The organism is Pseudanabaena yagii GIHE-NHR1, from assembly GCF_012863495.1.
Lineage (GTDB): Bacteria > Cyanobacteriota > Cyanobacteriia > Pseudanabaenales > Pseudanabaenaceae > Pseudanabaena > Pseudanabaena yagii.
The window spans coordinates 20670-33579 of record NZ_JAAVJL010000006.1; the positions used below are offsets into that span (position 1 = coordinate 20670).

At 42.6% G+C, this 12910-nt stretch carries 8 protein-coding genes, 1 pseudogene and 1 CRISPR repeat array (1 of these 10 running past the window's edge); of the genes and pseudogenes, 4 read left to right on the plus strand and 5 right to left on the minus strand.

Annotation, left to right across the window (positions count from 1 at the left end; translation table 11 throughout):
* A CRISPR array of direct repeats spans nt 1-4720; the repeat unit is 37 nt; unit sequence GCTTCAAAGCCTCTGAAACCCTTTTAGGGATTGAAAC; it begins 2734 nt to the left of the window's first position.
* 661 nt (nt 4721-5381) lie between these two features.
* Both HC246_RS24635 and HC246_RS24640 read left to right on the plus strand, forming a co-directional pair.
* A complete protein-coding gene (locus tag HC246_RS24635) occupies nt 5382-5963 on the plus strand; it encodes a hypothetical protein (RefSeq protein ID WP_169366071.1) in 582 nt (193 codons plus the stop codon).
* A 146-nt stretch (nt 5964-6109) separates the two neighbouring features.
* On the plus strand, nt 6110-6355 hold the full coding sequence (locus HC246_RS24640; RefSeq protein WP_169366072.1) for a hypothetical protein: 246 nt from the start codon (nt 6110-6112) through the stop codon (nt 6353-6355).
* Here the strand turns inward: HC246_RS24640 and HC246_RS24645 are convergent.
* From HC246_RS24645 to HC246_RS26625, 3 genes are all read right to left on the minus strand, one after another.
* Nucleotides 6352-7620 (minus strand): Y-family DNA polymerase, encoded by a 1269-nt coding sequence (locus HC246_RS24645; RefSeq protein ID WP_169366073.1) that lies wholly within the window; start codon nt 7618-7620, stop codon nt 6352-6354. The two genes, HC246_RS24640 and HC246_RS24645, sit on opposite strands and share 4 nt — an antisense overlap.
* Nucleotides 7621-7655: 35 nt before the next feature.
* A complete protein-coding gene (locus HC246_RS24650) occupies nt 7656-8180 on the minus strand; it encodes an LOG family protein (protein ID WP_169366074.1) in 525 nt (174 codons plus the stop codon).
* A 204-nt stretch (nt 8181-8384) separates the two neighbouring features.
* Nucleotides 8385-8519, minus strand: coding sequence for a hypothetical protein (locus tag HC246_RS26625; protein WP_263972579.1), 135 nt, complete (start codon nt 8517-8519; stop codon nt 8385-8387).
* A 182-nt stretch (nt 8520-8701) separates the two neighbouring features.
* Between HC246_RS26625 and HC246_RS24655 the strand changes: the two genes are divergently transcribed.
* Nucleotides 8702-9151 carry a LexA family protein gene (locus tag HC246_RS24655; protein ID WP_169366075.1) on the plus strand — a complete coding sequence of 150 codons (450 nt, stop codon included), beginning with the start codon at nt 8702-8704 and terminating at the stop codon, nt 9149-9151.
* Nucleotides 9152-9192: 41 nt separating this feature from the next.
* Nucleotides 9193-9255: pseudogene (locus HC246_RS27090) on the plus strand (DUF4113 domain-containing protein); the annotation flags it as partial.
* A 191-nt stretch (nt 9256-9446) separates the two neighbouring features.
* On the opposite strand, the gene HC246_RS24665 reads toward HC246_RS27090, so the two are convergent.
* Both HC246_RS24665 and HC246_RS24670 read right to left on the minus strand, forming a co-directional pair.
* Nucleotides 9447-10259: a DUF928 domain-containing protein gene (locus HC246_RS24665; RefSeq protein WP_169366076.1), complete on the minus strand. Its 813-nt coding sequence runs from the start codon at nt 10257-10259 to the stop codon at nt 9447-9449.
* 38 nt (nt 10260-10297) lie between these two features.
* On the minus strand, nt 10298-12898 hold the full coding sequence (locus tag HC246_RS24670; protein ID WP_225903113.1) for a CHAT domain-containing protein: 2601 nt from the start codon (nt 12896-12898) through the stop codon (nt 10298-10300).
* Nucleotides 12899-12910: the final 12 nt, after the last annotated feature.

Consider the following 12910-nt stretch of genomic DNA (forward strand, 5'->3'; position numbering starts at 1 on the left):
AAATTTTGTGAAATCTTATCGCTTCAAAGCCTCTGAAACCCTTTTAGGGATTGAAACAAAAATAGGATAGGCTCGCTTATTAAAGATTTGGGGGCTTCAAAGCCTCTGAAACCCTTTTAGGGATTGAAACTTGCCTGTGAGCCATGCAACCTTAAAAAAGGAGTGGCTTCAAAGCCTCTGAAACCCTTTTAGGGATTGAAACTGATTGGACCAACTATGTAGTTGATCCACGCGAAAGCTTCAAAGCCTCTGAAACCCTTTTAGGGATTGAAACAGCAACCATTAGCGACACTACTCCAACCTCATCGGCTGCTTCAAAGCCTCTGAAACCCTTTTAGGGATTGAAACCTGATTATTGGTTAGCAGGTACACGGTGTTTAGTGCTTCAAAGCCTCTGAAACCCTTTTAGGGATTGAAACCCATTTTTACCCCAAACTGCCTTATGCAATCGGGTGCTTCAAAGCCTCTGAAACCCTTTTAGGGATTGAAACGCTAAGTGGTATATGAACCTTGAGCTAGACGCGGATGCATGGCTTCAAAGCCTCTGAAACCCTTTTAGGGATTGAAACAGGCGCGATCGCCCACAATTTCAATTCAAATGGAGAGCTTCAAAGCCTCTGAAACCCTTTTAGGGATTGAAACGTTTTTGAAAGCACGGAATTTGCAGCCTTCATGGATGCTTCAAAGCCTCTGAAACCCTTTTAGGGATTGAAACTACATGGCAACTGGTACTAATTTCAAGCGATTCGTGCTTCAAAGCCTCTGAAACCCTTTTAGGGATTGAAACCTGTTCAGTTACTATACGCAACACAAAGGGAAGCGGCTTCAAAGCCTCTGAAACCCTTTTAGGGATTGAAACGAAGAGATTGCAAAAGTCTCTCATAGTCTTGGATGGCTTCAAAGCCTCTGAAACCCTTTTAGGGATTGAAACAATTACAACGACTTCGCTAGACGAGACTAGGGCTTGCTTCAAAGCCTCTGAAACCCTTTTAGGGATTGAAACAAAGGCAAAATTAAGATGCAGATCGAGAGCAGGGAGCTTCAAAGCCTCTGAAACCCTTTTAGGGATTGAAACCTGCTTGATAGTTGTTAGCCTGTACCTATCAATACGCTTCAAAGCCTCTGAAACCCTTTTAGGGATTGAAACTTTAAACTCCTTTTTATCAAGGAACTGCTCAATAAGCTTCAAAGCCTCTGAAACCCTTTTAGGGATTGAAACAATTACAGACTCAGCGTCTTCAATGTCCATTCCCATTTGCTTCAAAGCCTCTGAAACCCTTTTAGGGATTGAAACGCCACTATAGTAGCCATCATTTGTTGGCTTGACGGAGCTTCAAAGCCTCTGAAACCCTTTTAGGGATTGAAACTAATGAACTTTATACGCTCCTTCACAAGCATGATTGCTGTGCAAGCTTCAAAGCCTCTGAAACCCTTTTAGGGATTGAAACCGAGTATTGTGAGTCATGGTGCTAAGCTTGGCAATCGCTTCAAAGCCTCTGAAACCCTTTTAGGGATTGAAACATACAAAGAATTGCTTAAATTGTTTAAAAAAGGTGAGGCTTCAAAGCCTCTGAAACCCTTTTAGGGATTGAAACGAACTTGATTTTTTGAAAAAAGTGGAAGGACTCTTGCTTCAAAGCCTCTGAAACCCTTTTAGGGATTGAAACCCCCGATCCAAGTGCATTAAAGGATTTGCGGCTTAGCTTCAAAGCCTCTGAAACCCTTTTAGGGATTGAAACCAAATACACCCCAAGGGGGCGGCTATTGGTGAGAGCTTCAAAGCCTCTGAAACCCTTTTAGGGATTGAAACAGTTCCCTAGCCGCAGGATTGCCACGATATCCCAAGCTTCAAAGCCTCTGAAACCCTTTTAGGGATTGAAACAGTTTGTGCTTCTTACAAAGAAGTTGAATCCTAAGTGCTTCAAAGCCTCTGAAACCCTTTTAGGGATTGAAACAACAATCTAACTGTTGACCAGCCTTGCACCATTGAGCTTCAAAGCCTCTGAAACCCTTTTAGGGATTGAAACTACTATCACCTTAGCTTTAACCTTGCATAATGCTTTGATGCTCAGCGCTTCAAAGCCTCTGAAACCCTTTTAGGGATTGAAACCTGTAAAGGATCAATCCTAATTAATGCGCTTAGAGCTTCAAAGCCTCTGAAACCCTTTTAGGGATTGAAACCTAGAGGTTTCAGTGTTTCTCAGTTCTTAGCATCTGCTTCAAAGCCTCTGAAACCCTTTTAGGGATTGAAACATTGCTTTGTGGAACTGATTTCTAATGGCGCTCCTGCTTCAAAGCCTCTGAAACCCTTTTAGGGATTGAAACTTTATAGCACAACTCCTTTCTATAAATACACAACAGCTTCAAAGCCTCTGAAACCCTTTTAGGGATTGAAACGGAACTCCTTTAAGGATGATCGGCAAGGTTTCAGCACGCTTCAAAGCCTCTGAAACCCTTTTAGGGATTGAAACCCTCTTAATGCGTAGGCATGGCGCAAATCGTAGGCAACAAGCTTCAAAGCCTCTGAAACCCTTTTAGGGATTGAAACAAAACCCTTATAGGGCAAGCATTTCAAGAATAAGAGCTTCAAAGCCTCTGAAACCCTTTTAGGGATTGAAACTGAATAGCTGCTCTCACCTGCTAGGTGTACTAGTGCTTCAAAGCCTCTGAAACCCTTTTAGGGATTGAAACCTTGGTTATCACTGAATCTCGTTCACAAGGTTTCTCTGGCTTCAAAGCCTCTGAAACCCTTTTAGGGATTGAAACGTAACGCAGGAAAACTCAGTTGTAACGCAGGAAAAGCTTCAAAGCCTCTGAAACCCTTTTAGGGATTGAAACGGCACACGCTGACTACTTAACCTCATTGGTTGCCCAAGCTTCAAAGCCTCTGAAACCCTTTTAGGGATTGAAACTAGCACCTTTTCGGGGCTGATAATACCGATAGAAAGCTTCAAAGCCTCTGAAACCCTTTTAGGGATTGAAACAAAAACTATTTCGGTTGAAAATCCCATGTATCCGCGCTTCAAAGCCTCTGAAACCCTTTTAGGGATTGAAACACAATCGAGTTGATCGCCTTGCCTATTCCATACCGCTTCAAAGCCTCTGAAACCCTTTTAGGGATTGAAACTTTTCGTTGCCACAGTGCGGACAAAAAATCTTGGAGCTTCAAAGCCTCTGAAACCCTTTTAGGGATTGAAACACAGACACGCCTTGTGGCGCTTGCGAGAAAGTGACGCTTCAAAGCCTCTGAAACCCTTTTAGGGATTGAAACTAGAAGGAGTTGTTACCAATTCATCGCCAACATGGCTTCAAAGCCTCTGAAACCCTTTTAGGGATTGAAACGCAACAACTCCGCAATTTTCAAGGCGATCGCATCAGGCTTCAAAGCCTCTGAAACCCTTTTAGGGATTGAAACATTGCAGTTTGCAGTAAGATAAACACCTTTTGACTGCTTCAAAGCCTCTGAAACCCTTTTAGGGATTGAAACTTGAAAGCTAAGATCATTGAGAGGTTTGTAGGGTTCAAATGGCTTCAAAGCCTCTGAAACCCTTTTAGGGATTGAAACACGATTGACATTTTCTGGCTTGCTCTCTGCATCAGCTTCAAAGCCTCTGAAACCCTTTTAGGGATTGAAACATAAGGTGATTTAGATATTGGTGGATAAAACGAGGAAGGCGATCGCTAGCTTCAAAGCCTCTGAAACCCTTTTAGGGATTGAAACATAAGGTGATATCGCCGAAGGCTGATAAATAATTCTGCTTCAAAGCCTCTGAAACCCTTTTAGGGATTGAAACTCTTTATTCCTGATGGTGTTTGGATGTATGAGCCATTCAAGCTTCAAAGCCTCTGAAACCCTTTTAGGGATTGAAACACGAAAACTAACAAAATTTATCCAAAAATTATATGACTGCAGCTTCAAAGCCTCTGAAACCCTTTTAGGGATTGAAACCGAGCTTAAGGAAATTGCATCGGTAATTCTTAAGCAGCTTCAAAGCCTCTGAAACCCTTTTAGGGATTGAAACAACGGGTTGATCGGGCTTGAATTGTGTGCCTGCTCCAAGCTTCAAAGCCTCTGAAACCCTTTTAGGGATTGAAACATCCCAAATTTGCTGTAAGACTCGACTTCGAGGGAGGCTTCAAAGCCTCTGAAACCCTTTTAGGGATTGAAACCTAGGGGTAATACTTTAAAAAGGAGCTTTGATTGAGCTTCAAAGCCTCTGAAACCCTTTTAGGGATTGAAACGCTACTTGTCGCTCTTGGCAAGGTAAATGGTGGAGCTTCAAAGCCTCTGAAACCCTTTTAGGGATTGAAACTTGCGAGACTTTCAAGACGGAACTTTACAGACTTTTGCTTCAAAGCCTCTGAAACCCTTTTAGGGATTGAAACTTTATGGCATCCAAACTATAAAGACACTGTAACAGCGCTTCAAAGCCTCTGAAACCCTTTTAGGGATTGAAACTTCCAAATACCAAGAGCTACAACAACCCTTTTAGGGATTGAAACGCAGAAAGAGCCGCCGCAGTGTAATCACGTAGCTGAGCTTCAAAGCCTCTGAAACCCTTTTAGGGATTGAAACGACGGAAAGATCGGTGAAGAGTATCTATTTAATCTGCTTCAAAGCCTCTGAAACCCTTTTAGGGATTGAAACTATAGGGATATACAGGAGCTAATAAAAGCTCATTTGCTTCAAAGCCTCTGAAACCCTTTTAGGGATTGAAACTGCCATTCGCACATATACCCGCTCTCGGATAAGCGCTTCAAAGCCTCTGAAACCCTTTCAAGACACTTCATGAAGCCTCTAAACAGCAAGTTGAAAGTGTATTAACTGATGACCAACGCGCTCAACTTGCGATTACAATCCAATCGGGCAACAAAAAGGGTGCATGGAAATCACTGAATCTCACATCTGAACAAAAGTAGAAAATCCGTGACATTCACAAGAGTGACAAGGAGCAAAGCCTTGCTGTTTTGACACCTGAACAACGCACCCAACTCCAACAATTGAGAGCAGCACATCCAGACAAATACAGCAATTCTCATTATGACTTTTGATTAGCCTAAGCCGTCAAATTTTCAACGAAGACATCGGCTTTTCAAGGACAGCTATTGCGACTATTCTCAATAGCTAACGCTGGATCAAGGTAATTTTTCCATAATGAGAATTGCTGAGACAAATAACTATTCTTGGACTTTTCTGTTGCTATGTGCTATGGCGCTTGGTGCGATCGCTACGACCGTCAGAAATCTCCCACAAAAAACTGAACCAAATTTTTGTGGGAATCGTCTAAACTCGAAACCCTTTTTCTCACAATATAATAAGCAACTTTACTCTGCTATGTGAAGTTGCTTGTTTATTTTCTTACTAATTTTTTATAACTCTAATGACTACTTACTTAACTAAACGTCAAACTGCCGATCATGCTGCTCTAGTTCAGCCCGATGGTTGTACCTGTCAGAGTGCTGCCATCTGTGAAGCTTTGGGAAAAACTGCCTCAGATATTCCCGCAGTTCGAGCAACTTTACTATCTCTGGGTACACCCGGTGATCCTGCAACCATAGGAAAATATCTGAAAAGTGCTGTTGGCAATAAATATTACTATAACGGTAACGCCAGTCTGACCGATATGCTGACTGCGATTAGAGACTCAGGGGCATTTCTAATTATTCACACAAGCCTAACTGTTAGTGGTCATGTAATTGCGATCAATGGTGTAGATGTTGATGATTCAGGTATCATTCAAGCTTTCCATGTCTTTGATTCTTGGAGTGAATTTGATGGCGCTAGCTTCTCCTATCCCAACTCAGACAATGAAAATAGCTTTGTCGGCTTGTATTCCAAAAATCTAATTTACTCAGCCTGTGTTGCGGATGGGGGTAGCTTCGAGACTGCCAAAGCGCAGTATTTCCTCAATGCTCCTGATAGCGCTCGGAAAGGAGCTTGGTTGCATATTATCCTGCCATAGTTTTTCAATATCTCCTTTAAATTTGTGACAGCGATCGCATATTCTCCCATTCATCATCACAGGAGCAGAGATTAGCGATCGCACTCCCCAACTTGATAGAAGGCGATACTAATCCCATAGAGAAAAACGTTTGCAGGGCAAAGACAATGATCCTCAATTCACTAAACCAAGTTCGCTCGATAGTCATCAAAAGCATCGCTGGCACTGAAAAAGCAATTGTTCTTCTAGGTAAAACCTTTGTTGCCGATAAAGCCTATGAATCCCTCACCGAAGCGATCGCAGGATGCAGAAGAGATTTGGATTTGGGCATGGCAATATTAATCGCACCAGAAGCTAACCAGTTTAAAGTTTGGGTGGCAATTCCTAACGAATTGATTTTGCAAGCTGCCTAATTTGCTTTCACCACCAGCAACTCATCCCAACGGGTCGTGTATCTAGGCGATCGCATATCGGTTTTCATCTTCCACTCTTGCTTAATCCCCTCACTGGCAAAGCGCATCGTTCCAGAGCCATAGCGCCTATTTAGCAAGTCAATTACTGCCATTAGCTTTTCATCATGGCAATCGACTGCGGGTGATAGCAAATCCAACTGCACTGCATCAACCGAGCTTAAATCATTGAGACTAACGCCACATTTTTTATAACTGAATCCTTCTCGAAAAATACTGGTTATACAGAGCTTTGCATAGCGAATCAATACTTGAGAGCTATTCGTTGCCGTCGGCAAAGATACGGATATCGAATTACTATATTGCAGGTCATTAGGCTGGAATCGGTTAGTCGTCAGAAATACCCCTAGAACCGATGCTCGTAGTTCTCTATGTCTCAATTTTGCGGCTGCCCTTGCCGCATGATAGGCGATCGCCTCATGCATTTGTGCCATCGTAGTTACAGGCTGACCAAACGAACGCGAACATACCATATTCTTCTGTGGTGGGGCGATCGCTTCTAAGGGCAAGCATGATACCCCCCGCAATTCATACATGAGCCTAACACCGACAATGCCCATGATTTGTTTGACTAGCGATTCATTTGCATCTCTCAACTGAGCCGCCGTTGCGATGCCATGAGATCTCAGCCTCAATCCTAAGCGTTTATTTATGCCCCAAATATCCTCAACTGCTAGATTGTTTAGTACGCGATCACACAGCTCATCGGTTATTAATTCCGCTACACCGCTTACAGATTGTTTAGCTACATGATTTGCGGCTTTAGATAGAACCTTGTTTTTAGCTATGCCTATACCTGTCGGAATGCCAGTATATTTAAGAACCTTCTGTCGCAACCGCATACAAAAGTCCATTAAGCCATCGGTTCCCAAATGCATGAATCCCGATAAATCTAAAAAACATTCATCAATCGAATAAATCTCGACTTCTGGAACAGATGATAAAAGAACACCGTAGACACGATGGCTCATATCTCCGTAAAGTTCGTAATTTGATGACAGTGCGATCGCTCCTGCGTTTTGAAGCTGATGTTTGTACTTGTGGTAAGGCGCACCCATCGGAATACCGAGTGCTTTTGCTTCAGGCGATCGCGCCACGATACAACCATCATTGTTCGACAGTACGACCACAGGCTTACCCTCAAGCGACGGGTCAAACACTCGCTCACAGCTAACGTAGAAGCAATTGCAGTCAACAAGAGCAAACATATTTGATTACTGTACGACAATCTTATTCTAGCAAGTTAGGGGCAAGGTTTGGTGCGATCAATTTTAATTGCATAGCTAAAAACTTTAACCTCAATGCCTTTTGCCCTAGCCTTGTTAATCGTGTCCTGTGTCCCCTCAGTTGTATTGACATGAAAAGCAATTAGTTCATCGGCAAGATCGATGATTTGGGTAATGCGATTGAAATATGCCACTTTATCAATAATTTGAGTATCCCCTTCAATCAAGCAACCTATTGACCTGACAGTTTCCAACTGCGAAATCAAAGATTCCGCTTGTTCATGAGTAATTACACCCTCACTAGCACGATAAAAATAGTGAGCGCTATATATTTCAAACGTAGACGGGATAATAATCTTTAATCGATTAGCATCAACACCAACTTGTAAAGCTTCATCGGTAGCAAAGAAGTCCACACCCAACGCGCCACCTGAAACAAGTCCATCACCCAAGGCAAATAGAGATCGCGCCTCTTCGCGCACTTGGTTCTCAATTTCCGAATTAGTATGTCGCCAACTTCCTGCGATTGCTATCCATTTCATATTTCAATTTTCCACTAGAACATGGAACTAAAATCTGCTAAACCCAAATCACGACGATCTCAGAACCGATCACTGGTTATTGGATCATGCAGATTATGCCACTATTTGTTAAATGAAAAGCGATCGCCTTTGCAGAGAGCGATCGCTTCAACATGATTGGGATGGGGAATTGATTGAGAATTGAGAATCGAAATTACGTTCACACTAAGCAGCAATCTCAGACTGTTTAGGTTCCTTAGGTTTCTTTTCAAAGACTTGGATATTCGCATCATCAAGGATAAAGCCCTGAGGAGTAGCAGCCCCCAACTTGTCTGAGATCGCCGCGACCCACATAGGCAAATTCGCTTGCGTGTCCTCCAGTTTTTTGAACATCTTGGGCTTAACCGTAGCCGACAAGAGCTGCCCATCGCAATCGACCTCAAAATTTATCCAACCATTTTTATCTATCGAGAACAGAAAAAATCAACCATAAAGGCTTTAAATAATGTACGATAATCATAGATATAAGTTAGGGCATCACAATGGTTAGTATCAGCCAAATCAAAAAGCCTTGCACAGACACACGGGTAAAGTTGCCACTATATTCGAGCAGAGTTTCCGCAGGATTCCCCTCACCAGCAGACGATCTGCTCGAAGCCCATTTAGATCTCAATCGTTATCTGGTTAGTCAACCTGCTACCACTTTTTTTATGAGATTTGAGGGAGAGCCAATGCTAGAGAGTGGATTGCAGCAAGGAGATCTGTTGATAGTGGATCGGTCAATCGAAGTCACCGAGCAGAAAATAGTCGTAGCCTCAGTCAATAGCGATTTGGTAATTCGTCGAGTCAGCCGCAATCGCCGCCGACTACAACTACTATCCGAAAATCCCAACTGCCAATTAATCAGCATCACTGAAGACACAGAATTCCAGATTTGGGGAGTTGTGACCTATGTTATCCGCGCCCTGCATCGTCCACGTCGATTGCAATAACTAGCCGCACGGGTACTGGACTTACTAAGTCTTAGCAAACGAAATCCAGTCAGCGATCGCCACGTTACACCTCAAACTGGAACGAACTACCAATTGTTAGGTAAAAAGTTCCACTTAATCTCAGAAATAGTAAATACTAACCCCGAATAACATGATCAATAGCGATCATCGAGAGATTAAGGCAAAGCCAGTTCGAGGATTGGGTAGCCCAAGACTCGAATGTGGCTAGAGCAAAACTTACTTTTCTAGCCACATTCGAGTTTAGGCTGAATTTTGAAAATTGTTTCGGCAAACCCTATTTATTGACAGGATAAATAGCTAAAGATTCTAAGCCAGAAGACTTGAGTAAATTGATCCACATAGCTTTTATTTCAGGATTGTTAGGCTGAGCGAGTCTTAATTTCGCCAAATTAGCCAGCGCTTCATACCAAATTCCAGATTTAGCATATAGCTCTACACGTTCGATGTCTGAAGCTTTTTCTAACTTCCCAACCAAAGCCAGATTTGGTTTGACACGGCGAACAATACCTTCAGAGAAGGTATCTTCAGGATCGTCAGCCACACAAACTACAGAGACTAACCACTTATAATCTTTCCCAATTTCCAACGGTTGATCAAATTGAGTGCTCACAATGCTGGGGGTATTAGTAAGTTCGAGCCTTTTCTGCGCGATTCCCTGTCCATCCTGATTCTCAAGGGTAAATACAACAGCAACTGCTGAGGTCTTGGGAATATAGGCGTAAAATTTAGGATTAGATGAATAGGTAATCCCAAACTTACTAGTCGGTAGTAGAGGAATAAGTTGTTGTTCTAAAGCATCACTCGCTTGATTATCTTTAGGCTGGTTATTACGATCCTTAGGGCATTTCCCATCGCTATTTCGCCTTCCACCACCAATACTAACTGTGGGGTCAGGTTCTCCAACAGGTGGATCGAATAAGCCGCGCACTCCACCTCCTAAAGAACTTGGTGGATTACTTGGAGCAGGTTCAAATCCTTTGATTTTTTGAGCGTTAGCACGTCCTAAAAAGATAGATGATAAGGAACTTTGTAATAACGCAGCGATAAGCAGTAGTGAAAAATAGCGCGGCAGATATTTATAAAACATAACTTTCTTTTAAATACTCGAAAAATTGACTGTTTAAATTACAACCAGTTCCCAATTAGAACAAAGGGAGACCAATAAAAAGGATGAGTAAAAGCAGGCTTTTTGAGAAGACTGATCTGAGCGTTACGCAAAGCATCAGCTTTGGTTGTTCCAGATTTTGCTAATTCTTTATAAAAGTTTTCCATAAATGTTGCTGTTGCCCGATCCTCCACCGACCATAGACTAGCGATCGTACTCCTCGCTCCCGATCGCACCGCGATTCCCGCTAAACCAAGGGCAGCACGATTATCGCCCTTAGCTGTTTTGCAAGCACTGAGAACTAATAGCTCAATCGGGATTCTAATATCTTGATCTCTAGTTTGGAGAATTTCGCCTAGTTGTTTAACATTAAGACGATTGTTCCATGTCAAAACATAGGTGTCATCAATATCAGAACTAAACTGACCATGAGTTGCTAAGTGAACAACTCGATAGGGAATCTTACTAATTTGATTGTGAATGGCTTGACTCGTAAATTCTTCATTTAAAAGCGGTGGTTGATTACTAACAACTAATGCAATCTGTTGCAGCTCACGCTCGACATTTGGCAATGCATTAAAATTTTGAGTTTTCTTACTGACTCCACCCGTAAATACTTCTAGCTTTTGGCGTTTGAGGGGGCGAGGATCGAGGAGTTGCAGTCCAGGGGTGAGAGCGAGATTGTATTTCTCAATCAAGTAATGCTGTCCGTCATAGAGAACCGCCATCGGTAAATTTCTAAGGGAGCCATCAAGCACAAATGCTAAGGTTTTGATATCTTTTTCCTTTAATTTTGCCTCGATATCTTTGCTAATCAGGAGATCATAGATTTTTTTAGAGGAAATTTTAGTGTCTGACTCAAGGGCAGTACGACTTAATTTCTGGCGAAGTTTACTCAAAAGGCTTTCGAGATCTGACTGAGAAATCCTTGTGGTTTTGTGAAGTAAAGTCCGATCTTTATCAGGGAGTGAAATGACAACTTCTATACTGTCGGGTAAGATAATCGGATAAACAACAGCCGCTTGGCGATCTACCTCATCAATCTGGGTGGATTTGCCTGTCAGACAAGCCTCTTTAAAAAAATTATCCAATTCTGCTAGCTGAAGCGACTCAATAACCTTCCGCGCTTCGGTGAGATTGGCTTGACTGACTTCCTTGCCTTGTTCGGGAGTGAGCAGTAAAGCAACGAGTTGACGATAGACTGGTTCGACACTTTCGCGAAAGGAAAACTGCACATCTGAACTGCTAGATACGAGATCACCACGAATGGAAGCTAAGGTATTGACGGCTTCGCTATAGGCGGCGATCGCTTGTTTGTTTTCGCCTTTAGACTTAAGTACTCGTCCGAGTTGCCATTGCCAGCGATAGGCGATATCTGAGGCATTATGAGTTTGGGCAAGGACAAGCGCTCTTTCGGTTAAGCTTTTAGCCTCTGCAAGCTGTTGATTTTGCTCGTAAAGTGCACCCATATAGCCGATCGCATAGGACTCAGCTCTCGGATCATTGATTTCCTTGGCTTGCTGTGCGGCAGTGGCGAGGATTTGCGCGGCAGCTTCGCGATCGCGGGAAGTGGGATTGAGTTTGAGTAGGCTTTGGGTGAAATTTACCCTTGCATAGACTGAAGTACGGCTAGTTGGTAGGTTTTGGATTTGAGTTTGGATGTCTGTTGCGAGTTGTCGGGCTGAATCTGTCTGCTTAGATTCGATCTGGAGTTGGAGTTGGTTTAGTTGAGCTTGAATTTTGGGTGTTGCCGAAATATTAAGATTGGCTAATTGCTGATAGTAGGCGATCGCTTTGGGAATGTCTTTGAGGTTATAGGCGGTATTTCCCAAGCTAAGGAGAGCATCAGCAATAATGGGAGTGTTGTCGAGTTTCTTAGCAAGAGCTAAACTTTTGTTTAATTGATCTTCAGCTCCTTGAAAGTCGCCGCTCAGCCTTAGAGATTCTCCAAGGTTGAGTAAACTAGAAGCTTTGAGCGCGGTATCGGGAAGATTTTCGAGATCGGCTTGTATTTGTTTGATATTTTCTTTAGCTTGTGGATATAAGCCTAATGCTCTTAGAGCCTGACTTTGATTGATCTTGCTGCGAATAATACTATCTTTATCCCCTAATTGTTCGTAGATTTCTGTTGCTTTTTTCCAAGTTGTTAAGGCTTCTTGGGCGTTGCCTTGAGCGAGTTGAATGTTGCCTTGGATATTGAGGGTGTGAGCGAGTAATGATAACTCTTTGGGACTGGATTGCAGAATTTCTAAACTGTTGGCGATCGCTTGATTGGCTTCTTTCCAGTTGCCGAGTTGTTGATAGGCTAGGGCGAGATTATCGAGAGTGACTGATTGATTGAGGCGATCGCCTTGTTTTGTATAGATATCTAGTGCTTGCTGCCATGTGGCGATCGCTTTGGCATATTGTCCTGTTTGGTATTGTTGCTGTCCTATTTGAATCAGGTTAGATGGTTGACTAATAACTTTATCAGTTGAGATTTCGGGAGGATTTTGATTAGAACTTATCGCTAGGCTAGGTTGAGCATTCCAGCCAGTTATTAGTAACAGTAATAGGTATGTGCCAATACTTTTGTTTGCAAGGATTCTATTAGCAAAGATTTGACTAATTTTGAGTTGCAAGGTGATTTTCCT